The 24253-nt window shown below is 70.4% G+C and carries 24 protein-coding genes; 16 read left to right on the plus strand and 8 right to left on the minus strand.

What is annotated here, in order from left to right; genetic code table 11:
- Positions 1 to 115 precede the first annotated feature (115 nt).
- Both OHT51_RS39180 and OHT51_RS39185 read left to right on the plus strand, forming a co-directional pair.
- A complete protein-coding gene (locus OHT51_RS39180; protein ID WP_328883655.1) occupies positions 116 to 1621 on the plus strand; it encodes a purine-cytosine permease family protein in 1506 nt (501 codons plus the stop codon).
- Positions 1618 to 2166: a cysteine hydrolase family protein gene (locus OHT51_RS39185; protein WP_328883656.1), complete on the plus strand. Its 549-nt coding sequence runs from the start codon at positions 1618 to 1620 to the stop codon at positions 2164 to 2166. The genes OHT51_RS39180 and OHT51_RS39185 overlap by 4 nt, the downstream gene beginning before the upstream one ends.
- A gap of 35 nt (positions 2167 to 2201) precedes the next feature.
- On the opposite strand, the gene OHT51_RS39190 is transcribed toward OHT51_RS39185, so the two are convergent.
- Together OHT51_RS39190 and OHT51_RS39195 are read right to left on the minus strand one after the other, a co-directional pair.
- Positions 2202 to 3128, minus strand: coding sequence for a peptidoglycan-binding domain-containing protein (locus tag OHT51_RS39190; protein ID WP_328883657.1), 927 nt, complete (start codon positions 3126 to 3128; stop codon positions 2202 to 2204).
- 129 nt (positions 3129 to 3257) lie between these two features.
- Positions 3258 to 4604 carry a phosphoribosyltransferase family protein gene (locus tag OHT51_RS39195; protein ID WP_328883658.1) on the minus strand — a complete coding sequence of 449 codons (1347 nt, stop codon included), beginning with the start codon at positions 4602 to 4604 and terminating at the stop codon, positions 3258 to 3260.
- A 348-nt stretch (positions 4605 to 4952) separates the two neighbouring features.
- Between OHT51_RS39195 and OHT51_RS39200 the strand changes: the two genes are divergently transcribed.
- The 3 genes from OHT51_RS39200 to pqqB all read left to right on the plus strand — a co-directional run bounded on the left by OHT51_RS39200 (position 4953) and on the right by pqqB (position 7851).
- Complete coding sequence (locus OHT51_RS39200) at positions 4953 to 6185, plus strand: acyl-CoA dehydrogenase family protein (protein WP_328883659.1); 1233 nt, start codon at positions 4953 to 4955, stop codon at positions 6183 to 6185.
- 174 nt (positions 6186 to 6359) lie between these two features.
- Positions 6360 to 6761, plus strand: coding sequence for an SseB family protein (locus OHT51_RS39205; protein WP_328883660.1), 402 nt, complete (start codon positions 6360 to 6362; stop codon positions 6759 to 6761).
- A 238-nt stretch (positions 6762 to 6999) separates the two neighbouring features.
- Positions 7000 to 7851 (plus strand): pyrroloquinoline quinone biosynthesis protein PqqB, encoded by an 852-nt coding sequence (gene pqqB / locus OHT51_RS39210; protein ID WP_328883661.1) that lies wholly within the window; start codon positions 7000 to 7002, stop codon positions 7849 to 7851.
- Between the two features lie 50 nt (positions 7852 to 7901).
- On the opposite strand, the gene OHT51_RS39215 is transcribed toward pqqB, so the two are convergent.
- The 6 genes from OHT51_RS39215 to OHT51_RS39240 form a co-directional block, all read right to left on the minus strand.
- On the minus strand, positions 7902 to 8291 hold the full coding sequence (locus OHT51_RS39215; protein WP_328883662.1) for a MarR family winged helix-turn-helix transcriptional regulator: 390 nt from the start codon (positions 8289 to 8291) through the stop codon (positions 7902 to 7904).
- A gap of 90 nt (positions 8292 to 8381) precedes the next feature.
- Positions 8382 to 8732, minus strand: coding sequence for a VOC family protein (locus OHT51_RS39220; RefSeq protein WP_328883663.1), 351 nt, complete (start codon positions 8730 to 8732; stop codon positions 8382 to 8384).
- A 177-nt stretch (positions 8733 to 8909) separates the two neighbouring features.
- The gene (locus tag OHT51_RS39225; RefSeq protein WP_328883664.1) at positions 8910 to 9941 is read right to left on the minus strand and encodes a LacI family DNA-binding transcriptional regulator; all 1032 of its coding nucleotides are present in this window, start codon (positions 9939 to 9941) and stop codon (positions 8910 to 8912) included.
- Positions 9938 to 10846 (minus strand): carbohydrate ABC transporter permease, encoded by a 909-nt coding sequence (locus OHT51_RS39230; protein WP_328883665.1) that lies wholly within the window; start codon positions 10844 to 10846, stop codon positions 9938 to 9940. Before OHT51_RS39230 ends, OHT51_RS39225 begins: the two co-directional genes overlap by 4 nt.
- Positions 10843 to 11817, minus strand: a complete 975-nt coding sequence (locus OHT51_RS39235; protein WP_328883666.1) for a carbohydrate ABC transporter permease — start codon at positions 11815 to 11817, stop codon at positions 10843 to 10845. Before OHT51_RS39235 ends, OHT51_RS39230 begins: the two co-directional genes overlap by 4 nt.
- Complete coding sequence (locus OHT51_RS39240) at positions 11814 to 13142, minus strand: extracellular solute-binding protein (protein ID WP_328883667.1); 1329 nt, start codon at positions 13140 to 13142, stop codon at positions 11814 to 11816. The genes OHT51_RS39235 and OHT51_RS39240 overlap by 4 nt, the downstream gene beginning before the upstream one ends.
- 184 nt (positions 13143 to 13326) lie before the next feature.
- Between OHT51_RS39240 and OHT51_RS39245 the strand changes: the two genes are divergently transcribed.
- The 11 genes from OHT51_RS39245 to OHT51_RS39295 all read left to right on the plus strand — a co-directional run bounded on the left by OHT51_RS39245 (position 13327) and on the right by OHT51_RS39295 (position 24208).
- Positions 13327 to 15348: a beta-galactosidase gene (locus tag OHT51_RS39245; protein WP_328883668.1), complete on the plus strand. Its 2022-nt coding sequence runs from the start codon at positions 13327 to 13329 to the stop codon at positions 15346 to 15348.
- A gap of 120 nt (positions 15349 to 15468) precedes the next feature.
- On the plus strand, positions 15469 to 17037 hold the full coding sequence (locus OHT51_RS39250; protein WP_328883669.1) for a glycoside hydrolase family 53 protein: 1569 nt from the start codon (positions 15469 to 15471) through the stop codon (positions 17035 to 17037).
- A 200-nt stretch (positions 17038 to 17237) separates the two neighbouring features.
- Positions 17238 to 17525 carry an ArsR family transcriptional regulator gene (locus OHT51_RS39255; protein WP_328883670.1) on the plus strand — a complete coding sequence of 96 codons (288 nt, stop codon included), beginning with the start codon at positions 17238 to 17240 and terminating at the stop codon, positions 17523 to 17525.
- Between the two features lie 72 nt (positions 17526 to 17597).
- Entirely contained in the window at positions 17598 to 18572 is a 975-nt protein-coding gene (locus OHT51_RS39260; protein WP_328883671.1) for an SMP-30/gluconolactonase/LRE family protein, read from the plus strand.
- 163 nt (positions 18573 to 18735) lie between these two features.
- Positions 18736 to 19194 carry a fluoride efflux transporter CrcB gene (gene crcB, locus OHT51_RS39265; protein ID WP_328883672.1) on the plus strand — a complete coding sequence of 153 codons (459 nt, stop codon included), beginning with the start codon at positions 18736 to 18738 and terminating at the stop codon, positions 19192 to 19194.
- On the plus strand, positions 19191 to 19538 hold the full coding sequence (locus OHT51_RS39270; protein WP_328883673.1) for a DUF190 domain-containing protein: 348 nt from the start codon (positions 19191 to 19193) through the stop codon (positions 19536 to 19538). Before crcB (OHT51_RS39265) ends, OHT51_RS39270 begins: the two co-directional genes overlap by 4 nt.
- A complete protein-coding gene (crcB, locus tag OHT51_RS39275; RefSeq protein ID WP_328883674.1) occupies positions 19535 to 19909 on the plus strand; it encodes a fluoride efflux transporter CrcB in 375 nt (124 codons plus the stop codon). Before OHT51_RS39270 ends, crcB (OHT51_RS39275) begins: the two co-directional genes overlap by 4 nt.
- Positions 19910 to 20003: 94 nt before the next feature.
- Positions 20004 to 20843 (plus strand): undecaprenyl-diphosphate phosphatase, encoded by an 840-nt coding sequence (locus OHT51_RS39280; protein ID WP_328883675.1) that lies wholly within the window; start codon positions 20004 to 20006, stop codon positions 20841 to 20843.
- A gap of 185 nt (positions 20844 to 21028) precedes the next feature.
- A complete protein-coding gene (locus OHT51_RS39285; RefSeq protein ID WP_328884580.1) occupies positions 21029 to 21706 on the plus strand; it encodes a FadR/GntR family transcriptional regulator in 678 nt (225 codons plus the stop codon).
- The gene (locus OHT51_RS39290) at positions 21703 to 23142 is read left to right on the plus strand and encodes an amino acid permease (RefSeq protein ID WP_328883676.1); all 1440 of its coding nucleotides are present in this window, start codon (positions 21703 to 21705) and stop codon (positions 23140 to 23142) included. The genes OHT51_RS39285 and OHT51_RS39290 overlap by 4 nt, the downstream gene beginning before the upstream one ends.
- A 49-nt stretch (positions 23143 to 23191) precedes the next feature.
- On the plus strand, positions 23192 to 24208 hold the full coding sequence (locus OHT51_RS39295) for an asparaginase (RefSeq protein ID WP_328883677.1): 1017 nt from the start codon (positions 23192 to 23194) through the stop codon (positions 24206 to 24208).
- The last annotated feature ends 45 nt before the right edge of the window (positions 24209 to 24253 follow it).

Raw genomic sequence — 24253 nt, forward strand, 5'->3', positions numbered from 1 at the left:
AACGCAGCGGGTACACCAAGAGCCACTCGGATGAGTGACTGTCGCATGGCAACCAGCGCGACGGACACCGGCAGACGGTGTTCCGCAGCGGGATGAGCGGTGCGACGATGCCGGAATGATCACATCCCCGGACCCACTCGACGGCCGGCCCGCGGGCCGAAAGCTCCAGCTGGAGACCCACGGCCTCGACGTGATCGCCGACGCCGAGCGCAAAGGCACGCCACACACCCTGTTCTGGCCCTGGTTCGGGGCCAACGTGTCCATCCTGGGCCTGAGTTACGGCGCCTTCGCGCTCGGCTTCGGCATCTCCTTCTGGCAGGCACTGGTCGCCGGAGTCGTCGGCATCGTCTTCTCGTTCCTGCTGTGCGGGTTCGTCGCCGTGGCCGGGAAACGCGGCTCCGCGCCGACGATGGTCCTCGGCCGTGCCGCGTACGGGGTGCGCGGCAACCGACTGCCGTCGGTGATCTCCTGGGTCCTCACGGTCGGCTGGGAGACCGTGCTCTGCGCCCTCGCCACCATGGCCACCGCGACCGTCTTCGGACGGCTCGGCTGGGGTGGCGGCACCGAGACCAAGGTGGTCGCACTCATCCTGGTCGCTGCGTTGACCGTGGTCGTGGGGGTCATGGGCTTCGACCTGATCATGCGGCTGCAGACCGTGATCACCGTGGTCACCGGCGTGCTCACGGTCGTCTACGTCGTGCTCGTGGCCGACGACATCCACTGGTCCGTCGTCAGCGCCGTACCCACGGGCTCCGCCCAGGAGTTCATCGGTGCCCTCGTCTTCATGATGACCGGCTTCGGACTCGGCTGGGTCAACGCGGCCGCCGACTACTCCCGCTATCTCCCGCGCACCGCGTCGAGCCGTGGCGTGATCGGCTGGACCGCCTTCGGCGGTTCCCTGGCCCCACTGCTCCTGCTGGTTTTCGGCCTCCTGCTGGCCGGCTCGTCCAGCAAGCTGGGCGAGGCCGTCGCCGCGGACCCGATCGGCGCCCTGACGACGATCCTGCCGACCTGGTTCCTGGTCCCGTTCGCCGTCGTCGCGGTCCTCGGCCTGGTCGGCGGCGCGGTCCTCGACATCTACTCGTCCGGCCTGGCCCTGCTGTCGGCGGGCCTGCCCGTGCCACGCTATGTGGCCGCGCTGGTCGACGGTGTCCTGATGATCGCGGGCTCGATCTACATCGTTTTCGTCGCCGACGACTTCCTCGGCCCGTTCATGGGTTTCCTCACCACGCTCGGCGTCCCCATCGCCGCCTGGTGCGGCATCATGCTCGCCGACCTGGCCCTGCGCCACCGCGACTACGACGAGCCCGACCTCTACCGCCCGACCGGCCGCTACGGCGACGTACCGCTCACCCCACTCCTCCTGACCGTCACCGCCACCGCACTCGGATGGGGCCTGGTCACCAACTCGACGGCGAACTGGCTGGACTGGCAGGGCTATCTGCTGACCCCACTGGGCCTCGGCGGCCGGTCCGGCTCCTGGGCCTACGCCAACCTCGGCGTCCTCGCGGCACTCGCCCTCGGCTTCCTCGGCACCCTGGTGCTGCGGCGCGGACACGTCCGTGCGCAGGAGGCGCAGGAACCGAGCGACGCGGCGGACGAGGGGGCGACGGCCGCATGACCACGGGGTTGCTCACCGTCATCGACATGCAGCGCGTCTTCGCCGACCCCGACAGCCCTTGGGCGACCCCGCGATTCGCAGAAGCGGCAGCGGGCATACGCCGGCTTCTGCCGGCCTTCGGGGACCGAGTCACGTTCACCCGGTTCGTGGCACCCGAGAGCCCCAAGGGCGCCTGGCGGGCGTACTACGAGCAGTGGCCCTTCGCCCTGCAACCGCCGGACGCTCAACTCTGGCAGCTCACGGACGAGTTCGCGCCCCGCGCACGGCACGTGCTCGACGCCACCACCTTCGGAAAATGGACCTCTGAACTCGCCCGACGCGTCGCCCCGGAGGGTCGCCTCGTCCTGGCCGGCGTCAGCACCGACTGCTGCGTCCTGTCGACGGCGCTGGCCGCCGCCGACGCGGGCGTCGAGGTGCTGGTCGTCGCCGACGCCTGCGCGGGTGCGGACGACGACTCGCACGCCAAGGCTTTGCATGTACTGGACCTGTACCGGCCGTTGATCCGGGTGACGACGGTCGCCGAAGTCGCTGAGGAGACGGTCTGAGTCAGCCCCCCATCGCCCAGCTCACCTCCCTGAGGTCACGGCTCCGAGGTCTCGGACTCCAGTGAGGTCCGGGTCGCCGTGCCGTAGACGCCGGACGGTTCGCTGAGGATGACACGCGTGAGCTGGTAGGTACGGACCGAGCCCTCCACCGAGCGGTCGTAGTCGCCGTCGATGTCCCCGGCGTAGAGGCCGATCTGCCGCAGGCGCAGCTGGAGTTCGGTGACTTCCGGTCCCTCGTCGCCGAGGCGGAGGACCGGGGGCCGGCCTTCCACGGCTGTGGGTTCTGGGGCGGCGGCGCTGGTGCCGGCGCCCGCGGTGGGGGCCGCCGTGGTGGGGGTGGGGGAGGAGTCGGCCGGGGTCGCCGAGCTGTCGGTCGGGCGCTTGCTGGGCGAGGATGCCGGGTCAGAAGCCGGCGATGCGGTGGCCGTAGCGGCGGACTGGCCCTCGGGGGATGTGCCGTCCTCGGTGGAGCTGTCCGGGACGGGCGGCCGTACGTCGTCGGATGCGGCCCTGGCCCTGGACGGGCTGTCGTAGAGGTGGAGCCCGCCCAGGACGGCACCCGTCAGCAGGACGACCAGGGCGGCGCCGGCTCCGGCGATCAGAAGGGGGCGGTGTTTGCGTGGGGGGTCTTTCAGGGATTCCGCGTCGAGGGCGGGAGCGGCCGGGCTGCCGTCCGCGTCTCCAGCGTCCCCTTGTGTCGCGAAGTCACTAGGTATCTCCAAGTCCCTTGCCTCCTGCGGGACTTCGTCCACGATCGCCGGGCCCACCGCCCCGGCATCGTCACCGAGCTCCACGAAGGGCCGTATGCGCAGCGGAGCGAAGTCCGCCGCAGCCGCCGCCTCTGCCGTTCGTGCGTCGCGGCGGGCGTCGGAGGCGAGGCGGGCGCAGGAGCAGGCCGGAGTTCCGTCCGATGCCCGGGGTGTGTCGCACTCCGGGCAGACGGGGTCGGTCGGTTCGCTCACGTGGGGTCCCTCTCCGTGCAGGATCCTGAGTCCAGGCATATGTCCTGCACATAATCTCCATCCGTGTGTGCGTGGGCGGAACCGGGGCCTCCGAACCGACCGGATCAAGCCGCGCGGGGCTAGTGGTCGCTACTGTGACCGGCGCCGCGACGTTTCCGCAGTGGGCCGGTCGAGGTGGGCGGTGAACCAGTCGCGGGCCAGTTCGGCGACGGTGGTGAGGGTGCCGTGTTCCTCGAAGAGGTGGGTGGCGCCCGGGACGACGGCGATCCGGTGCTCGCAGTGCATCCGGTCGGCGGCCAGGCGGTTGAGGCTGAGAACCTGGGTGTCACGGCTGCCGACGATGAGCAGGGTCGGCGCCCGCAGGCGGGTCAGCGCCGCCGGGGTCGCCAGGTCGGGCCGGCCGCCACGGGAGACGACGGAGCGGATGCCGGAGCCGGACAGCGCGGCGGCCTCCAGTGCCGCGGCGGCCCCGGTACTGGCCCCGAAGTAGGCGACGGGCAGGCCGGTTTCGCCGCGCAGCCACAGGGACGCGGCGTGCAGGCGGCGGGCGAGCAGGAAGATGTCGAAGACGTTGTGCCGGTCGTGCGCCTCGTCGTCGCTGAGCAGGTCGAGCAGCAGCGTGGCCAGGCCGGCGCGGTTGAGGGCGGAGGCGACGTAGCGGTTGCGCGGGCTGTGCCGGCCGCTGCCGCTGCCGTGCGCGAAGGCCACGGCCGCGGGTGCCCCGTCCGGCACCACCAGGTGGGCGCCCAGCCGGGCTCCCGCGGCGGGGATCAGCACATCCCGGCTCGGTCCCGAAGAGAGTGCCCCCTCGGGGGACTGCCCGGCGGAGGAGCGCGGCGTGGCGCGGGCGGCCTCGGCGAGCAGGTACGTGACCTCGGCGTCCGAGGTCTGGGCGAAGTTCCGGTACCAGGCGCCCACCGAGCCGAGGGCCCGCAGCGGCTGCGGACACACCACCTCGTCGGCGGCCCGCCGCAGCCGCGCCATGCTGTGGGTGGGCCCGACGGGCACGGCGAGCACGACCCGGGCCGCGCCCTGGCCCCGTACGACCCGACAGGCCGCCTCGGCCGTGGCGCCGGTGGCAACCCCGTCGTCCACCACGACCGCGACACGCCCGGCGACCGGCATTGCGGCCCGGCCCTGCCGGTACTCGTGCAGACGCCGGTCCAGCTCGGCCCGCTCCGCTCGCTCCACGGAGTCCTGCTCGGCGGAGTCCAGCCCCGCCTCGCTGATCACGTCCTGGTTGAGGACACGGACCCCGTGCTCCCCGATCGCACCGAACCCCCACTCCGGCTGCTGGGGCACGCCCAGCTTGCGCACCACCAGCACATCCAGCGGGGCGCCGAGATGCCGGGCCACTTCGGCCGCCACGGGCATCCCGCCGCGCGGCAGCCCCAGCACCACCACGTCCTGACCGCGCCACTCCTCCAGCGCCTCGGCCAGCAGCCGCCCCGCCGCTCTGCGATCGTCGTACCGCATACGCCGCCTCCCGCGCCCACGAGGGCGGGAGCCTGTCCTTACCTCTTCAGGCTACGACTGTTCGCCCGCCGTGGACGCCTGCGTCCCGCCCGTGCGCGGACGGCCCACGCCCGAAGCTCTGCCGTCGTCTGTCGCGCACTCCGGACGCGGGAGGCTTGCTGCCGTCACCCCGGAATGCCGTCGGCTGCCGTCGGCCGCGGAAGGGCGCTGCTGAGTCGGTTCCGCCGGGGGCCTCGGCAGCTTGGCGATTTCCGGTCGGTACCCCGTGCACAGTTGCCGTGTTCAATCACTTGGTATCGCGTCACGCATCACGGCACGAACGGACGGCCCCACACGTCAGGAGGCATCGTGACTGCCGCGCCCGAACCCGGACTGACCGAACGTGACATCGTCGAACGGGCTGTGAACCTGCGGCCCGTGCTGCTGGAGCGCCAGCCGGAGACGGAACGGCTGACGCACTACCCCAAGGACACTCACGACGACTTCCTGCGGGCCGGCTTCTACCGAATGCTCCAGCCGCGCCGGTACGGCGGCTACGAGTTCGGCCTGCCCGCCTTCTACCGCGTGGTCACCGAGATCGCCCGCGGCTGCCCCTCCACCGGCTGGGCCCTGTCGCTCACGGCCGCCCACGTCCTCCAGGTCGCCACGGTCTTCGAGGAGCGGGCGCAGGACGAGATCTTCGGTGCCGACGGCGACTTCCGTGCCGCGTCCACCGTCGCGCCCATCGGCGTCGCCCGACCCGACGGCGACGGCCATGTCGTCCTCGACGGCACCTGGCCGTACTCCTCGGGCGCCCCCTACTCCACGCACTACGTCGGCCAGACCCTGCGCGCCCCCGACCGCCCCGGCGCCCCGCCCGGACCTCCGGTGCTCTTCGTCGCCCCGCGCTCGGTGTGGACGGTGCTCGACGACTGGCACGGCGTCCTGGGCCTGCGGGGCAGCGGCTCCAACAGCATCCACATGGAGCAGGCCCGCATTCCCGCGTACCTCACCCGTGAGGCGAGCCTGCTCGACCTGCCCGTCGAGGGCGGCAGCTTCGGCTCCGCACTGCACGGCAACCCCATGTACGCCGGGCGGGCTCCAAGCTTCTTCCACGGCGAGCTGGCCGCCATCATGATCGGCACCGCCTACGCCGCCGCCGACGAGTACGCCCGGGTCGTCGCCGACCGCCCCCTGATCCTCGAACCCGGCCGTACCCGGGCCGAACTCCACGACTACCAGCGGCACCTCGGCGAGGCGCTCGGAGTCGTCCACACGGCCGAGGCGGCGTTGCAACGCACCGCCGAGGCATGGATGGAGACCTGCCACCGCAACGCCACCGGCGGCCCGCCGTTCACCACCGCCGAGGACAACCGCCTCGCCCTCATGTTCCTGAACGCGGGCCGCATGACCTGGGACGTCCTCCAGGGCAGCCTCTTCCGCACCGCCGGCTCCAGGCACGCGCGCGACGGCGAGCGGATGCAGCGCTACTTCCGGGATGCGGCCACGTACTGGACCCACGTGGGTCCCAGCATGGCCGAGCCCTCGCCCGCCGCGTCGGCTGCGACCGCTTGGGGCAGCCGTCCGCCCACATCCCGTTGATCCCCTGAGCTCTCCGCCGCGTGTTCCCCTGCGACAGACATCTCTGACCAGCATTCCTATCCCGTGCACGGCAATAGGAATGCTCAGGTCCGGATCGGGTACGCGAGCAGGGCCGCACCAGGGACGATCACGTCCCGGGCGGCCCGCACTACCGCCGCTACCAGGGGATCTGTCATGGAGACACCAGCGAACGACAACACCGCCACACCGGCCCGGCGTGCGCTGGACGCGCTGGCCGGGAACAGCGAGGACACGGCGGCGATGGACACGCTCGCGAGCAGCGACGTCCTCGTCCCCGTCCCCGACGACGCCAATGAGCAGGACGCCATCGACCCGGGCGCCGTGGCGCTGCCGGTCATCGAGCGGTCGGACGGCGAGCCGGTCGTCCCCGTCTTCACCTCCGAGCCCGCGATGGCCGAGCTGCTGCCCTTCGTCTCCCGTTACCGCCTGGTACCACTGGGCGCACTCGCCTCGCAGTGGCCGTCGGAGGACCTGGCCCTGACCATAGACGCCGGCTCCTCACACCCGCTGACCCTGACGTCGGAGGGGGTGCGGACCCTGCTGGCACGGCCCTAGCGCCGACGAGGATCGGCCGTACTTCGCAGTCGACGAAGTGAGCACATGAAGGGGACGAGTGGCACCCGAGCCGCTCGTCCCCTTTGTGTCGCCGGTGAGGACCGGCCGGTGAGGACCGGCTGCTGAACGTCGGCCGGTGAAGGTCGGCCGGAACTGCTCCCCGCCTCAGGGTGCTTCCGCCGTACGGAGAGGGAAGATCCCACCGGGAGGGCCGACGCGCAAAGGGTGGGGGGTCGTCTTGAGGTTCGTCCTGCTCGGTACCGCCGCCGGAGGCGGATTCCCACGCTGGAACTGTGCCTGCGCGCGATGCGCCGCCGCCCGGGACGGCAAGCTGCCCGCCCGCGGCCCGGAATGCGCGGCCGTCACCGGCAACTCCCGCGACTGGTGGCTCCTGAACACCTCGCCCGACATCCGCACCCAGCTCACCGCGGCCTCCGCCCTGTGGCCCAGCCCTCGGCACACTCCCGTACGGGGAGTGCTGCTGACCGACGCCGAGGCCAATCACGTGGCGGGCCTGGCCGTGCTGCGTGACGTGCCCGGACTCAAGACATACGCCGCCCCACCGGTCCTCGCCGCCCTGGCCCCGGCGCGGGCGGCCCTCGACCGGCACGACCCGTGGGAGTGGGCGGACAGTCTGACTGAGGGCGGGTTCGTGCTGGCCGGCGGTCTGGTCGTCACGGCACACCCCGTCGCCGGGGCGCCTCCGGCGTACGTACCGACCCGCGCGTCCGACGAACGCTGGGTGACGGCGTACCGCATCGAGGACCTGGCGACCGGCTGCGTACTCGTGTACGCGCCCCGCGTGCACACCTGGAGCCCGATGCTGGACGACCTGATCGAGACGGCCGACTGCGTCGTCATGGACGGCACGCACTTCGCGGCGGACGAGACGCCGCAGGCCAAGCGCCGACTGTCCGTCTCGGGACCGGCCGGCAGCCTCGCCGCCCTGACCCGGCACCCGCACGCCCGCCGGATCTACACCCACCTGACCGACACGAACCCCCTGCTCGACCCCGCCTCTGCGGCTCGTGCGCAGGTGACCGAGGCGGGCGTGGAAGTGCTTCCGGACGGGGCCGAGTTCGTGATCTAACGACCCGATGCCCGATGCCCGATGCCCGACGCCGTAGTCCGACTCCGGCCTCAGTCGCTCAGCATCCGCGCCAGCGCGTCCCGCTGCAGCGGCAGCACCTCGGCGTGCAGATCACGCCCCTTGCGGGTGAGCGTGACGTACACGCCGCGCCGGTCCTCCGTGCAGACGGATCGCTCCACCAGGCCGTCCTTCTCCAGCCGCCCTATCAGCCGGGACAGGGCGCTCTGGCTGAGATGGACCCGTCCGACCAGGTTCTGCACCCGGCACTGCTCGCCCTCCTTGGGGGCCGCCGTCGCGAGGATGTCGAGTACCTCGAAGTCGCTCGCGCCCAGGCCGTGCGGGTGCAGCACGCGGTCGATCTCGCACATCGTGCGCGCGTGCACGGAGAGGATGTCCCGCCAGCGTTCCTCGAGCCCGGCGTCGGCCGTCTTCACTGCCATACCTGGCACCGTAGCACCGATCCGGCCATTTGTTGCCTATGCAACTACTGCACGCGCAACGGAATCGTGGGCAAGCTTCGGGGACGGGTCTCAGCTGGTCGCGTCCTGAAGCAGCCCGACGAGGTTGCCATCCGCGTCCTTCACGGAGGCGATCAGCCGGCCGCCACCGACGTCGTGGACGTCCTGCAGCGCCTCGGCACCCGCCTCCAGCAGGGCGGCGAGGGTCGTCCTGATGTCGTCGACGTGCCAGTAGGGGACCGGACCGGTCATGCCCTTCGCGTGTCCGTTGGGGTCGAGGCCGACGTCCTGCCCGGCGTCCTTGAAGCTGACGTAGTACGGCTCGTCCGCATACGGGTCCGTGCCCAGCAGGGCCTTGAACAGGGCCTTCGCCCGGTCCAGGTCCTTGACGGGGTAGATGATCGTGTTGACTCCGGCGGTCATGACGGTCTCCTGACGTGAAGTGTGCTCGACGGTTTTCGTCGGTGGTTTCACGCTAGGGCGGGGGAGCCCGGGGCCGCTTCTTCATTCCTGACCGGTCACTGACCGGTCGCAGACGGAAGGCGCGCTGCACGGCCGCCGCGTCACCGTGCGGCGCGCCCCCGCGACCCGCTCACGCGACTACGTCGACTCCCGTTTCACCAGCACCGTCGGCAGGATCACCGCAGCCGGGTCCTCGCCGCTGATCTGCGCGAGCAGCAGCCGCACCATCTCGGCGCTGATGCGGTCGTAGGGCTGGTGGATCGTCGTGAGGGCCGGGGTGGCCTCCGTCGCCGCGGCGGAGTCGTCGAAGCCGCCGACGGCCACGTCCTCGGGCACCCGGCGGCCGGCCCGGTGGAGCGCGGCCAGGGCGCCCTGGGCCATCAGGTCGGACGCCACGAACAGGGCGTCCATGTCGGGGGCCTGTGCCAGCAGCCGCTCGGTGCCCGCCTCGCCACTCGCACGGCTGTAGTCGCCGGAGACGATCAGCCGATCCTCGATCTCGACGCCCGCCTCCGTGAGCACCTCCTTGTAGCCGGCGAGTCGGTCGACACCGCCCGGCGTGTCCAGCGGACCGCTCACCACCCCGATCCGGCGGCGGCCCACGGACAGCAGGTGGCGCACCATGTCACGGGCACCGTCCCGGTCGTCCGCCGCCACGTAACTCACCTTGGAGCCGGGCCCCATGGGCTTGCCGCACTGGACGAGCGGCACACCGGCCTCGCGCAGTTCCTCGGCGACCCGGTCTCCGGAGTGGCTGGACACCAGCAGCACCCCGTCCACGTGCCCGGCCGTGATGTACCGCGTGATGCGTCGCCGTTCGTCCTTCGTGCCCGCCAGCATCAGCAGCAGGGGGATGTCGTGCGCGGCCAGCGCCTGCGTGCAACCGCTCAGCAGGACATTGAAGTTGGGGTCCTCGAAGAACCTCTCCTGCGGCTCGGTCAGCAGGAAGCCGATCGAGTCCGAACGCCCCGTGATCAGTGAGCGGGCATGCCGGTTGACGACGTAACCCGTCTTGCGGATCGCCGCGTTGACCGCCTCCTGCGCGGCCGGGCTGACGTAGTGCCCGCCGTTGAGCACGCGCGAGACCGTGCCCCGTGAGACCCCGGCCTCGCGCGCCACGTCGTGGATCGTCGGCGGCTTGCGTCGGCCCCCCGTGTTGCTCATGGTCATGACTTTACGGCCCCGGAGAGCAGATCCAGGCTCCAGAACCGCTGGATGACCAGGAAGAGCGCGACCAGCGGGAACACCGCGAGGAACGCGCCGGTGATCACCAATGTGTACAGGGCCGGGGTGTTGGCGCCCTGTTCGAGGAGCGTGTACAGACCGAGGGTGATCGGGAACTTCTCGTCGTCGCTGAGCATGATGTACGGCAGCAGGAAGTTGTTCCAGATCGCCACGAACTGGAACAGGAACACCGTCACCATGCCGGGCACCATCATCGGCAGCGCGACCCGTGTGAAGATCCGCCACTCGCTCCCCCCGTCCATCCGCCCGGCCTCGACCACGTCGGAGGGGACCGCGGCGGCCGCGTAGATCCGCGAGAGGTAGACGCCGTACGGCGAGAGGATCTGCGGCAGCAGCACCGACAGGTACGAGTCCGTGAGATCGGCCTTCGCGAGCAGCAGGTACTGCGGGATGGCGAGGATGACCGGCGGCATCAGCACGCCCGCCAGCAGCACGCTGAAGATCGTCTCGCGGCCCGGGAAGCGGTAGATGGCGAGCGCGTAGCCGCTGAACGCCGAGACGGCCGTCGACAGCAGGGCGCCGAGACCGGCGTACAGGGCGGAGTTGCCCATCCACTCCCAGTAGACGCCGTCGCGGTAGGCGCTCAGGTCCGCGAAGTTGTCGGCGAAGCCCGTGCCCGGCAGGAAGGTGAAGGTGGAGAACAGCTCGCTGCCGGACTTCGTCGCCGCGATCACCACCCAGGCGACCGGCAGCAGGCAGTACACCGCGCCGAGCAGCAGCGTGACGGTCGGGACGAGCGCGAGCCGGCGGCGCAGTGGCGGGCGGCTCTGCGTGGTGCCGGGGGCCGTGTCGGTGGCCGGCCCGGTCTTGCTCACAGCAAGAGAACTCATCGTGCCGCCTCCTGCTTGTTACGACGGTTCGCGGCTCGCAGGAAGCCGAAGGACAGCAGCAGCGTGGCCAGGGCGATGATCGTGGCCTGGGCGGCAGCCGCGTAGATGTCGCCCTTGCCGAAGGCGTCCTGGTACACCTTCATCAGCGGACTCCACGTCGTCGACACGGAGTTGGTGAGCGGCTTGAGGGTGGTCGGCTCGTTGAACACCTGGAGCGTGGCGATGATCGAGAAGAAGAAGGTCAGCACCAGCGAGGGCGCCACCATCGGGATCTTGATCCGCAGTGCGATCTGCAGCGGCGTGGCACCGTCCAGCTTGGCCGCCTCGTACACCTCGGCCGGGATGGCCTGCAGCGAGGTGTAGATGACGATCATGTTGAAGCCGGTGCCGCCCCAGACCGCGATGTTCGACAGGGCGAGATAGAGCGGACCGCCGTCCAGCAGGTCCGGCTGCGGCAGGCCCAGCCTGTCGAGCACGAAGTAGAACGGGCTGACGTCCGGCAGGTACAGAAAGCCCCACAGCAGCGCGGCCACCACGCCCGGGATGGCGTACGGCAGGAAGATCGCGAGCCGGGTGAACGGCGCGAGCCGCACCTTCTCGGAGTCCAGCATCAGCGCGAACAGCAGGGCGAGCCCCAGCATCACCGGCACCACGATGCAGCCGTAACCGAGCACGCGCAGCGCGCCGTCCAGCAACTCGCTGTCGGTGACGGCGTCGGTGTAGTTCTCCAGGCCGGCCCAGACCTCCGTGCGGGCGCCGGAACCGAGCCCGAGTCCGGAGACCTGCACCTTGCGGAAGCTGAGCCAGATCGCGTAGCCGATGGGCAGGGCGAAGAAGAGCAGGAAGAGGACGCTTGCGGGGAGGAGGAAAAAGTAGGGGGCGCTTCGCGCTCGTTTGAGGGTGGTGGTGGGAGACGGGTGGGCGTATGGGGCCCCCTTCACCCCGTACGCCCTCCGGCTTGTGCTGGTCACTCGGAGACCTCGAAGCCCTGCTTCTTCAGGTCGGCGACCGTGTCGTCCTGCATGGCCTTCAGGGCGGCGCCGAAGTCCGACTTGTTCTTGGCGGCGGAGCCGAAGGCGTCCTTGAAGGTCGTGTAGGCGACGTTCACGTTGGGGCCCCAGGCCGAAGGAGCCGTGGTCTCGGCGATCTCGGAGGCCTTCGTGTAGAAGTCGGGCTGGTTGGAGAAGTAGTCCGGCGGCGTGGTGAACGCGCCGCTGAGCTGGGCGGAGGTCGAGGCCGGGTAGATGCCGCTCTCCTTGGCGAGCGCGTTGAGGGCATCGCCGTCGGTGTTCAGCCAGGCGGCGAACTTCGCTGCGGCCGCCTTCTGCTTGGAGTCGGTGGTGACGGCGGTGGAGGAACCGCCCCAGCTGCCGGTGACGTTGTCCGAGTCGGACCACTGGGGGAGCGGGGCCATGGCCCACTTGCCCTTGGTGTCGGGCGCCGCCGTGGTCAGGGTGCCCGGGGCCCACACGGCGCTGACCCAGGCGATCTGCTTGCCGGTGTTGAGCGCCTTGTTCCAGGCCGGCGTGTACATCGGCTGGTTGTCGACGGCGCCCTCCTTGACGAGGTCGCCCCAGAACGCGGCGACCTTCTGGGAGGCCGCGTCATTGATGCCGACCTGCCACTTGTCGCCGGAGGTCGTCCACCACTCGGCGCCGGCCTGCTGGGCCAGGCCCGCGAAGAGGCCGGAGTCATTGGCCGAGAAGGTGGTCAGATCCTTGTCCGGGGCCTTCTTCTTCAGCGTGCGGGCGGTCTCGGCGAACTCGTCCCAGGTGGCCGGCACCTTCAGGTCGTACTGCTTGAAGAGGTCCTCGCGGTAGTAGAACATCATCGGCCCGATGTCCTGCGGGACCGCGTAGACCGCGTCCGTGCCCAGCGTCGTCTGCTGCCAGACACCGTCGGCGAACTTGCCCTTCGCGTCGCCGACCTCGCCCGCTATGTCGGCGACCGCGTCATTGCTGACCAGCGTCGGCAGTGCCTGGTACTCGGCCTGGACCAGGTCGGGCGCCTTGCCCGCCTTGTGGGCGGTGAGGATCTTGGTGACCAGCGTGTCGCCGGACGCCTGCTTCTTCACCGTGACCGTGATCCGGTCCTTCTTGCCCTGACCCTGGTTCCACAGGTCGACGACCTTGTCCATCCCGGGCGTCCAGGTCCAGTACGTCAGCGAGACCGGCCCCGACGGGTCGTCACTGGCGTCTTCGGAGCCGCAAGCGGCGAGGGCGGTGGCGCCGAGCGCGAGGGCGACGGACGTGGCTGCGCTTCTGGCGAAGAGTCGCCGACGCTTCGTGATGGGCATGGATCTCTCCCCTGACCTGGGGTCTCCGCCTGCCGCGAAGACCTGCCATGCTTCTGTGAGCGTTCACAGTAGAGAAACATCCCGGACACTTGTCAATGGTTGATGCTGTGCGGTTATGTTGGGCTCGCGCCGCTGATGATGTGTGTGCACGTTCCCAACTGATCGAGCAATCGGGAGACATTCCATGCCGGAGACCACCCCCAGGGGCCTCACGAGGCTCGCCTTCGGTGGGGACTACAACCCCGAGCAGTGGCCGGAAGGCGTCTGGCAGGACGACGTCCGGCTGATGCGGGAGGCCGGCGTCACCATGGTGAGCGTCGGGATCTTCTCCTGGGCCCTGCTGGAACCGTCACCGGGCTCATACGACTTCGGCTGGCTGGACCGCCTGTTCGACCTGCTCCACGAGAACGGCATCCGCGTCGACCTGGGCACCCCCACTGTCTGCCCGCCGGTGTGGTTCTACCGCGCCCACCCCGAGGCCCTGCCCGTCACGGCGGCGGGCGTGCGGTACGAGTTCGGCTCCCGCGCCGCCATCTGTCACAGCAACGCCGACTACCGCGCGGCCGCCGCGAGCATCACCACCAAGCTCGCCGAACGCTACGGCGACCACCCGGCGCTCGCGATGTGGCACGTGCACAACGAGTACGGCGCCCCCGTGTCGGCCTGCTACTGCGACTCCTGCGCGGCACACTTCCGGCGCTGGCTGGAGTCGACGTACGGCACGGTCGAGTCCGTCAACGAGGCCTGGGGCACGGCCTTCTGGGGGCAGCGGTACTCCGAGTTGGAGGAGATCAACCCGCCGCGCCTGACGCCGACGGCCGTCAACCCGGCCCAGGCGCTGGACTACAAGCGGTTCGCCGACACCACCATGCGCGAGAACTTCCGTATGGAGCGGGACATCCTGCACCGCCTCTCACCCGGCGTCCCGGTCACGACCAACTTCATGACCGCCCTCAGCCAGTGCGACTCCGTCGACTACTGGGCCTGGGGCCGCGAGGTCGACATCGTCACCAACGACCACTACCTGATCACCGACGGCCGCCGCACCCACGTCAACCTCGCCATGGCCGCCGACCTCACCCGCTCGGTCGCCGGGGGAGCCCCCTGGATCCTGCTGGAGCACTCCACCTCGGGCGTCAACTGGCAGCCCCGCAACCCCGCCAAGGCCCCCGGCCAGATGGCCCGCAACTCACTCGCCCACGTGGCGCGCGGCTCCGAGGGCGCCATGTTCTTCCAGTGGCGGCAGTCGCGGCGCGGCTCCGAGAAGTTCCACTCGGCGATGGTCCCGCACGGCGGCACCGGCACACGCGTGTGGCGTGAGGTCGTCGAACTCGGCGCCGCTCTCGACTCGTTGGGCGCCGTGCGCGGCACCCGCACGCAGGCCGACGTGGCGATGCTGTGGGACTGGCACTCCTGGTGGGCGCAGAGCCTTGACTGTCGCCCCAGCGAGGAGCACGACCCCCGCGAGCGCGCCGACGCCTTCTACGAGGCGCTCTACGACCGCCACCTCACCGTCGACTTCGCCCACCCCGAAGCCGACTTGTCGAGGTATCCCCTTGTCGTCGTACCTGCCTCGTACCTGATGACCGAGGCGGCCGGGCACAACCTCACGGAGTACGTCGAGAACGGCGGCACGCTCGTCGTGTCGTACTTCTCCGGCATCGTCGACGAGCACGACGCCGTGCACGAGGGCGCCTACCCCGGGCCGCTGCGGGACGTCCTCGGGCTGACCGTCGAGGAGTTCTCGCCGCTGCTCCAGGACCAGTTGGTGCGCATCACCGGCCTCGACGGCTCCGAGCTCAGCGGCGACGTGTGGAGCGAGTTCGTCGTCCCGCGCGGCGCCGAGACCGTCTGGACTTACGCCGACGGCTTGACCGCCGGCCACCCCGCCGTCACCCGGCACCGCCTCGGCGAGGGCACCGCCTGGTACGTCTCCACGCGCCTGGGCGCCGAGGGCCTCGACGCGCTGCTGGGCTGGGCGACCGAGGACGCGCAGGTCGCCCCGCGTGTCGACCTGCCCCGCGATGTCGAGATCGTGCGCCGTGACGGCGAGTCGGGCAGCTACCTGTTCGCGATCAACCACACCGCGTCGGACACCAAGGTGCCGCTGGAGGCGCCCGGCGCCGAGCTGCTGACCGGCGAACGGGCCGCGGGCCGCCTCGAGGTCCCCGCGGGTGCCGTACGGGTCGTACGACTCGACGGCTGAGCCGACTCCCCTCCGCCCGCGCGTGCCACGAGCCGCGGGCGGAGGGGCTCCTCACCGCGGTTCCCCATCGCGGCGGTGAGGGATCCCCATCCCCATATGTCGAAGGGACGACGGACGACGATGTTCCATCCCAGACGCACCTTCCGAGCCCTGCTGCTGCCGCTCGCCGCCGGACTCGCCCTCACCGCCCTGCCCGCGCAGACCGCCTCGGCGGCGAGCACGCTCACCAACTCAGGCTTCGAGTCCGACGGCACCGGCACCGCGACCCCGGCCGGCTGGTCCACGTACTCGGCGGCCGGCCAGAGCGCGGCCTCCTTCACCGAGGCCGGTGGCCACGCCGGGAGTTACCGGATGACCCACTGGGCGTCCTCCGCCTACAAGGTGGAGACGTACCAGTACCTGGCCGGGCTGACCAACGGGAGTTACCGGCTCACCGCCTGGGTCCGCTCCGGTGGTGGCCAGAACTCGGCGTACATAGCGCTGAAGAACTGCGGCGGCGCCGAGCAGCGCACCGACCTTCCGGTCTCGGCGAGCGGTTGGATCCGTATTGTCGTGCCGGTCAACGTGACCACCAACCAGTGCACCATCAGCATCAACAGTGACGCGAACGCGGGTAACTGGATCAATGTCGACGACCTGACCTTCGCGTCCGGCACAGGCGGCACGTCGATCCACGGCGCCGACATCTCCTCCCTCGCCAAGAGCGAGGCCAAGGGCGGCGTCTACAGGACCGGCTCCGGCACGACCGGCGACGCGCTCACCCTCCTGAAGAACGCCGGCATGAACTACGCGCGCCTGAAGGTCTGGGCCGACCCGGCCGACGGCTACAACAACAGGACGCGCCTGCTGGCCATGGCCCAGCGCGTCAAGGCGGCCGGCATGAAGCTGCTGGTCGACTTCCACTACTCGGACACCTGGGCCGACCCGGGCGCCCAGAGCAAGCCGGCCGCCTGGGCGGGTCACTCGTACAGTCAGCTCAAGACCGACGTGTACAACCACACCTACGACGTGTTGAACGCGTTGAAGGCCCAGGGCACCACCGCCGACATGGTCCAGGTGGGCAACGAGATCAACGGCGGCATGCTGTGGTCCGAGGGGTCCACGGACAACTCGTGGCAGCTCGCCGGTCTGCTCAACTCCGGCTACGACGCGGTCAAGGCGGTCAACTCGGCCACCACCGTCGCCCTGCACCTCGCCAAGGGCGGAGACCTGTCCGGCACCCGCTGGTGGTTCGACAGCGCCGTCGCGAACGGCGTGAAGTTCGACGCGATCGGCCTGTCCTACTACGGCTACTGGCACGGCTCGCTCTACGACTTCCAGACGACCCTGGACGACGCGGCCGCCCGCTACGGCAAGCCGGTCTTCGTCGCCGAGACGGCCTACCCGTTCCGGCTGGACAGCGAGGACTCGCACGAGGAGATCATCAACACCACCGGCGAACTCGTCTCCGGCTACCCGGCGAACACGGCAGGGCAGCGCCGCTGGATGAACGACGTGACGAGCATCGTGGAGGCCGTCCCGAACGGCCGCGGCCTCGGAGTCTTCTACTGGGAGGCGACCTGGACCGCCGTCACCGGCAACGGCTGGGACCCGACCGACGCCTCCTCCGGCAACGGCTGGGAGAACCAGGCCCTGTTCGGCTACGACGACACGGCCCTGTCATCGATGGCGTGGTTCAGCCATCGATGACACCTTGAGTCCGTTGAATTCGTGACAGAGGGGCCCGGCCGCACCCACGCGGCCGGGCCTCACCCCTTCGGGGTCGAACAGCCCTATGTCGTACGGCCGTTCGGTACCGGACAACGGTCCGCGAGTCCCGGACACCACGGCTTCGACTGCGGGACAGTGGGAATACGCGTTACGACGCGGTCCGACGGAGGGGGGACGAGATGCTGAGGACTCCCGTCAGCGCAACGCGCCTGGACATCCTGGAGTGGCTGAAGGATCCGGTCGCGCACTTCCCGAAGCGGCGGCATGGCGATCCCGTCGAGGACGGCGTCACCGCGGACGCCGTGGCCGCGAAGCTCGGTGTGCCGCGCAAGGTCGCCGAGACCCACCTCGGCGTGCTCGCGGGCCTCGGCATGCTGCGCACCAATCGGATCCGGCGGCGTGTGTACTACCGTCGCGACGACATGCGGATCGCCGAGGTCGCGCGCATGTTTGAGAAGGGCTGGTAGGCGCAGACCCGAGGACAGGGAGCGGGGAGCCGAGGGGCCATGGCGCAGCACGGCGGCGAAGGGAACACACACATGCAACGCCCGGGGGCGCTCGTCCCGCACCGCTACGTCGCGATCGGCGGCCGGGGCCCGGAGGACGTGGTCGCCGACGCCCGCGGCCGTGTGCTGACCGGTGTCGAGGACGGTCGTATCCTGCGCCTCGACGGCTTGGCGGACTCCTCCGAAAGCCGTGCCGGGGTCCGCGTCGAGGTGCTCGCCGAGACCGGCGGACGGCCGCTGGGCCTCGAACTCCTCCCGGACGACGCCCTGTTGGTGTGCGACGCCGAACGCGGACTGCTCCGCGTCGACCTCACCGACGGCGCCGTACGCGTCCTCGCCGACTCGGCGGCGGGGGAGCGGCTGCGGTTCTGCAGCAATGTCGTCGCCCTGCCCGAGGGCAGCATCTACTTCACCGTCAGCAGCCGCCGGCACCCCCTGGAACACTGGATCGGCGACGTCGTCGAACACACCGCCACGGGCCGCCTCCTGCGTCTCGCCCCCGGCAGCGACACCCCCGAAGTCCTCCTGGACGGGCTCCAGTTCGCCAACGGTCTCGCCCCGAGCGCCGACGGTTCCTTCCTGGTCCTCGCCGAGACGACCGCGTGCCGTCTCACCCGCTACTGGCTCACCGGGCCCCGCGCCGGACACAGCGAGCCCTTCGCCGAGAACCTGCCGGGCATGCCGGACAACCTGTGGCGCGGCACGCCCGACGGCCCGATCTGGGTGGCGCTGGCCGGCCCACGCGTGCCCCCGCTGGACCTCCTCCACCGCGCCGCCCCTGCCGTACGCCGCACCGCCGCGCGCGTCGCCGTTCGCGCCCCGTTCCGTCCCACGGGCACGATCGGCGTGCTCGCCGTCGACGACACCGGTCGGGTCGTCCACCACCTGGGCCGCCGCCACTCAGGCTTCCGCATGGTCACCAGCGTCTGCGAGACCGGCGGTCACCTGGTACTCGGGAGCCTGTGGGAGCGGGGCGTGGCGCTCTGCGAGCCGCCCCAGCCGAAGTGACCCGCCTTCGCGCCCGGGGTTAGGCTGTGCCACGGCCGCGATCACCCTCGCGGCGCGGCGGTGGGGCCCGCCGTACGCGAACCGCGGCGCACCTGCCGCCAACGGTCCCTACTTGCGACCGCGCCCGTCTGCCCGGGCCCCGGCGAGTAGGAGACGTACGACCATGACAGCCCCGCACACCGAGAGCGTCAGCGCCCCGCGGCAGCCCGCATGGCGGACTTGGCGGACGCAGGCACCGATCGTCGCCGTGGTGGCACTCGGCGGAGCCGTCGGCGCCACGGCCCGGTACGCGGCCTCCCTGTGGTGGCCCGCCCAGCCCGGGGGCTTCCCCTGGGCGACGTTCTGGATCAACGTCGTCGGCTGCGCCATGATCGGCGTGCTCATGGTGATCATCACCGAGGTCCGGCCCGCCCACCGCCTCGTCCGCCCCTTCGTCGGCACCGGAGTGCTCGGCGGCTTCACCACCTTCTCCACCTACGCCGTCGACATCCAGCACCTCGTCGACAGCGGCCACCCTGGCACCGGACTGGCCTACCTCGCCGCCACCCTGATCGCGGCACTCACGGCGGTCTGGCTCGCGACGGCGGCGACTCGCCGCGTCCTGAAACGGAGGCAGCCATGACCAGGCCGACCGCCGGCGCCCTGCGCCTCACCGTCTTCGTCGGCGAGCACGACACCTGGCACCACAAGCCCCTGTACTCGGAGATCGTGCACCGCGCCCACGCGGCCGGCCTCGCGGGCGCCAGCGTCTTCCGCGGCATCGAGGGCTTCGGCGCCTCCTCACTGATCCACACCGCACGGCTGCTGTCCCTGAGCGAGGACCTGCCGGTCGCGATCGTGATCGTCGACACCGAACAGCGCGTACGCGCCTTCCTGCCGCAGCTCGACGAACTTGTCACCGAAGGGCTCGTCACCCTCGACGACTGCGAGGTCATCCGGTACACGGAAGGTAAGAAGTCGCCGTGAACTGGCTCCTGGTGATCGCCGGTGCCGTCGTGGGCGCGCCGCTGCGCTACCTCACCGACCGGGCGGTGCAGTCCCGGCACGACTCGGTGTTCCCCTGGGGCACCTTCGTCGTCAACGTCAGCGGCTGCCTGATCCTCGGACTGCTCACCGGCGCCGCGGCCGAGGGCGCCGCGAGTTCCCACCTCCAGCTGCTGCTCGGCACCGGGCTGTGCGGGGCCCTGACCACGTACTCGACCTTCTCGTACGAGACCCTGCGGCTGACGGAGACGGGGGCCGGGCTGTACGCCGTCGTCAATGTCGTGGGGAGTGTGATCGCGGGCCTCGGTGCCGCGTTCGCGGGCGTGGCGATCGCCCAGTCGGTGTGGTCGTAGGCCGCGACACCGCCGCTGTTGGCGCGGGAACCACACCCGTACCTGGTAGGACAGTGCGCGCCACTGCTGTCCCGTCGACCCGGAACTGGATCCCATGAGCGCCATCAGTGTCGGTCAGGCCGTCGTCCTCGGAGCCATCGAGGGGGTGACCGAGTTCCTGCCCGTGTCCTCGACCGGGCATCTGAAGATCGCCGAGGGGCTCATGGGCATCCCCGTCGACGACGACGCGGTCATCGGGTTCTCGGCCGTCATCCAGGTCGGCGCGATCGCCGCCGTGCTCGTGTACTTCTTCAAGGACATCGTGCGGATCGTCTCCGCATGGCTGCGCGGGCTGCGGGACAAGGAGGAGCGGTACCACCACGACTACCAGTTCGCCTGGTGGGTGATCTGCGCGACGATCCCGATCATCGTCGTGGGCCTGGCCGCCAAGCCGCTCATCAAGGGGCCGCTCTCCTCGCTGTGGGTGGTCGCCGGTTCGCTGATCGTCGGCAGCGGCGTGATGTGGGCCGCGGACCGGATGGGCCGGCACAAGCGAGGGGAGGACGACACCTCGTTCAAGGACGCGATGCTCGTCGGCAGCTCCCAGATCCTCGCCCTGCTCTTCCCGGGCTTCTCGCGCTCCGGCGCCACGATGTCCACGGCGCTGATGCTCGACCTGGACCGGGTCGCCGCCACCCGACTGTCCTTCTTCCTCGGCATCCCGGCCCTCACCGGAGCCGGCATCTACGAGCTGAAGGACGCCCTCGGCACGACGGGCACCGCCGTGCTGCCCCTGGCCGTCGGCACCGTCGTGTCCTTCGTCGTCGCCTACGCCTCCATCGCCTGGCTGCTGAAGTTCGTCGCCAAGCACTCCTTCAACGCCTTCGTGATCTACCGGGTCGTGGTCGGGCTGCTGCTCTTCGGGCTGCTGGGCGCAGGTGTGATCAACAGCTGACTCAGGTGCCCGCCAGTCGGCAGGCCGGTCGGCCGGGCGGTGCGCGGTCGGCTTTGCGGGTTCACACCGGGTGAACCTCACCCACCGCCTCCCCTTGACACCACCCTCACCTCACCCGGAGTATCACTCCCGTGAACCTGTCAGACAGCCGGACAGCCGGACAGCCGCCGCGTCGGGTCAGCGCCATGGAAGCCGTCCTGGCGCACCTGCGCAGTGCCATCGAGCGGGGCGAGTACGCCATCGGCGACAAGCTCCCGTCCGAGGCGGAGCTCTGCCGCACCCTGGAGGTCAGCCGGCCCGTGCTGCGCGAGGCCCTCAGGGCCCTGCAGACCATGGGCCTGACCGTCTCCAAGACCGGCAAGGGCACCTTCGTCGTCGCCAGCGCGGTCGAGGACCCGACCTTCGGCGACTACGCGGCCAGCGACCTGCTGGAGGTGCGCCGGCACGTCGAGATCCCGGTCGCCGGGTACGCGGCACTGCGCCGCACCCCGGAGAACCTCGACCACCTGGCGCACCTGCTCGACCGCATGGAGCGGGAGACGGACACCACCGCGTGGGTCGCGATGGACACCCTCTTCCACCTGGCCGTGGCCGAGGCCGCCCAGAACCCGGTCTTCCGCCGGGTCATCGAGGAGATCCGCGACGCACTGGCGCGTCAGTCGGCCTTCCTCAACGAGCTGGGCGGTCGGCGCGAGCAGTCCAACCGCGAGCACCGGGCGATCGTCGAGGCGCTGATCGACGGTTCCGAACTCGACGCCACCGATGCCATGGCCCACCACCTGGATCGCGTCGAGACGACCCTCACCGACATCGTGCGCCCCGCGCGCACGGACAGCACCACGGAAGGCGGACCCGAGGCGTGAGTGAGCAGTCCCTGCACGAGGGCGTGCAGAAACGTTCCATCCATGTCGACGCCGGAGACGCCGGCTACAGCAAGTCGCTGAAGTCGCGGCACGTCAACATGATTGCCATCGGCGGAGCCATCGGCACCGGCCTGTTCCTCGGCGCGGGCGGCCGGCTCGCCGACGCCGGACCGTCCCTGTTCATCGCCTATGCGGTCTGCGGCGTCTTCGCCTTCCTCGTCGTGCGCGCCCTCGGCGAACTCGTCCTGTACCGGCCGTCCTCCGGCGCCTTCGTGTCGTACGCCCGGGAGTTCATGGGAGAGAAGGGCGCGTACACCGCGGGCTGGATGTACTTCCTGAACTGGGCGACCACCGGCATCGCCGACATCACCGCGGTGGCGACGTACACGCACTACTGGGGCATGTTCTCCGACATCCCGCAGTGGGTGATCGCGCTGATAGCCCTCGCGGTCGTCCTCACCGTCAACCTGATCTCCGTGAAGATCTTCGGCGAGCTTGAGTTCTGGTTCGCGATCATCAAGGTCGGCGCGCTCGTCGTCTTCATGTGCATCGGCATCTTCCTGCTGGTCACCCAGCAGCCGGTGGACGGCCATACCCCCGGCCCGTCCCTGATCACCGACAACGGCGGCCTCTTCCCCAACGGCCTGCTGCCCATGCTGCTGATCGTCCAGGGCGTCGTCTTCGCCTACGCCTCCGTCGAGCTGGTCGGCGTCGCCGCCGGTGAGACCGAGAACCCCGAGAAGATCATGCCGAAGGCGATCAACTCGATCATGTGGCGCGTGGGCCTCTTCTACGTCGGCTCGGTCCTCCTGCTCTCGATGCTGCTGCCCTGGTCGTCGTACAAGGCCGGTGAGAGTCCCTTCGTCACCGTGCTGTCCAACATCGGCATCCCGGCGGCCGGCGGCGTGATGAACCTGGTCGTGATGACCGCGGCCATGTCCTCGCTCAACTCCGGTCTGTACTCCACCGGCCGCATCCTGCGCTCCATGGCGATGTCCGGCTCCGCCCCGAAGTTCACCTCGGTGATGAGCCGCAGCCAGGTCCCGTACGGCGGCATCCTGCTGACCAGCGGTATCTGTGTCCTCGGCGTCGGACTCAACTTCGTCGTCCCGGCCGATGCGTTCGAGATCGTGCTGAACTTCGCCGCGATCGGCATCCTCGCCACCTGGGGCATGATCATGATCTGCCACCTGCTCTTCTGGCAGAAGACCCAGAAGGGCGAACTCGACCGGCCCGGCTACCGACTGCCGGGCTCCCCCTGGACCGAACTCGTGACGCTGGTGTTCCTCGCCTCCGTCCTGGTCCTCATGTACGCCGACGGAGGCGCCGGCCGCACCACCGTGCTGTGCCTGCCGCTGATCGTCGGGGCGCTGGTCGCGGGCTGGTACGCCATCCGCGGCCGGGTCGCCCGCACCGCCACCAGGACCGACGCGTGAGACCCGTGTCGGTCGACGAACCCTCATCGACCCACGAAACCAGGCAGTGATGTACAGCAGTTCCATGGCGGACGCACCCCTTGTCCGCGAACCCCTCCACGCGCCCGTCGCCCACCTCATACGCGGCGGAATGATCGAAGGCACCCACTACGGCTCCGTCGTCGTCCTCGGCGCCGACGGCAAGGTGGACTTCCAGCTCGGTGACATCGAGGCCGCCTTCTACCCGCGCTCCGCACTCAAGCCCGTCCAGGCCGTGGCCATGGCCCGGGCGGGGCTGCCGCTCGACGGCGAGCTCCTCTCGCTCACCGCGGCGAGCCACTCCGGCGAGGAACGCCACCTCGCCGGAACCCGGCGCATCCTCGAACTCGCCGCGCTCACCGAGGACCACCTGCGCAACGTCCCGGACATGCCGTTCGACCCGGTCGTCCGGGACGCCTGGGTGCGGGAGGGCCGCCTGCCCTCCCGGCTCGCCCAGAACTGCTCCGGCAAGCACGCGGCGATGCTGTACACCTGCGCGCTCAACGGCTGGTCCCTGGACGACTACCTCGACCCCGGGCACCCGCTGCAGCAGGCGATCGCCGAGATCGTCGAGGACCTCACAGGGCAGCGGATCGCGCGGGTGACGGTCGACGGGTGCGGGGCGCCGCTGTTCTCCGTCTCGCTGCATGGCCTCGCCCGTGCCGCCGCCCGGATCACCACCGCGGCGCCGGGCACGCCCGAGGCCCGGGTCGCCGACGCGATGCGGGAGCACGCGGAGATGGCGTCCGGGTCGGGGAGGGATGTGGCCGCGCTGATGCGGGCCGTTCCGGGGCTGCTCGCCAAGGACGGGTTCGAAGGGGTGCAGGTCGCTGCGCTGCCGGACGGGCGTGCCGTCGCCGTGAAGATTGCCGACGGGGCGAATCGGGCTCGGGTGCCGGTTGCTGCCGCGGCTCTTGCGTGGGCCGGGATTGATCCGGAGGTGCTCGCCGAATTCCAAGGAGCAGCGCTGCTTGGGGGCGGTCAGGCGGTCGGGTGTGTGCGGCCCGTTCGTTCGTTGGAGCCGGTTGCTGTTTCGGCCTGCGCCTAAGGATGTGCCGGACATCTGGTTCGGCGACTGCGGGCCGTATGCGGC

The organism is Streptomyces sp. NBC_00299, assembly GCF_036173045.1.
GTDB classification, from domain to species: Bacteria; Actinomycetota; Actinomycetes; order Streptomycetales; family Streptomycetaceae; genus Streptomyces; species Streptomyces machairae.

What these genes read in the sequence shown, in the direction of transcription:
- OHT51_RS39180 (WP_328883655.1), top strand. Translation starts at nt 116, where the DNA reads ATGATCACATCCCCGGACCCACTCGACGGCCGGCCCGCGGGCCGAAAG.
- OHT51_RS39185 (WP_328883656.1), top strand. Translation starts at nt 1,618, where the DNA reads ATGACCACGGGGTTGCTCACCGTCATCGACATGCAGCGCGTCTTCGCC.
- OHT51_RS39195 (WP_328883658.1), bottom strand. Translation starts at nt 4,604, where the DNA reads ATGCGGTACGACGATCGCAGAGCGGCGGGGCGGCTGCTGGCCGAGGCG.
- OHT51_RS39205 (WP_328883660.1), top strand. Translation starts at nt 6,360, where the DNA reads ATGGAGACACCAGCGAACGACAACACCGCCACACCGGCCCGGCGTGCG.
- OHT51_RS39215 (WP_328883662.1), bottom strand. Translation starts at nt 8,291, where the DNA reads ATGGCAGTGAAGACGGCCGACGCCGGGCTCGAGGAACGCTGGCGGGAC.
- OHT51_RS39220 (WP_328883663.1), bottom strand. Translation starts at nt 8,732, where the DNA reads ATGACCGCCGGAGTCAACACGATCATCTACCCCGTCAAGGACCTGGAC.
- OHT51_RS39225 (WP_328883664.1), bottom strand. Translation starts at nt 9,941, where the DNA reads ATGACCATGAGCAACACGGGGGGCCGACGCAAGCCGCCGACGATCCAC.
- OHT51_RS39230 (WP_328883665.1), bottom strand. Translation starts at nt 10,846, where the DNA reads ATGAGTTCTCTTGCTGTGAGCAAGACCGGGCCGGCCACCGACACGGCC.
- OHT51_RS39240 (WP_328883667.1), bottom strand. Translation starts at nt 13,142, where the DNA reads ATGCCCATCACGAAGCGTCGGCGACTCTTCGCCAGAAGCGCAGCCACG.
- OHT51_RS39245 (WP_328883668.1), top strand. Translation starts at nt 13,327, where the DNA reads ATGCCGGAGACCACCCCCAGGGGCCTCACGAGGCTCGCCTTCGGTGGG.
- OHT51_RS39250 (WP_328883669.1), top strand. Translation starts at nt 15,469, where the DNA reads ATGTTCCATCCCAGACGCACCTTCCGAGCCCTGCTGCTGCCGCTCGCC.
- OHT51_RS39255 (WP_328883670.1), top strand. Translation starts at nt 17,238, where the DNA reads ATGCTGAGGACTCCCGTCAGCGCAACGCGCCTGGACATCCTGGAGTGG.
- OHT51_RS39260 (WP_328883671.1), top strand. Translation starts at nt 17,598, where the DNA reads ATGCAACGCCCGGGGGCGCTCGTCCCGCACCGCTACGTCGCGATCGGC.
- crcB (WP_328883672.1), top strand. Translation starts at nt 18,736, where the DNA reads ATGACAGCCCCGCACACCGAGAGCGTCAGCGCCCCGCGGCAGCCCGCA.
- OHT51_RS39270 (WP_328883673.1), top strand. Translation starts at nt 19,191, where the DNA reads ATGACCAGGCCGACCGCCGGCGCCCTGCGCCTCACCGTCTTCGTCGGC.
- OHT51_RS39280 (WP_328883675.1), top strand. Translation starts at nt 20,004, where the DNA reads ATGAGCGCCATCAGTGTCGGTCAGGCCGTCGTCCTCGGAGCCATCGAG.
- OHT51_RS39285 (WP_328884580.1), top strand. Translation starts at nt 21,029, where the DNA reads ATGGAAGCCGTCCTGGCGCACCTGCGCAGTGCCATCGAGCGGGGCGAG.
- OHT51_RS39295 (WP_328883677.1), top strand. Translation starts at nt 23,192, where the DNA reads ATGTACAGCAGTTCCATGGCGGACGCACCCCTTGTCCGCGAACCCCTC.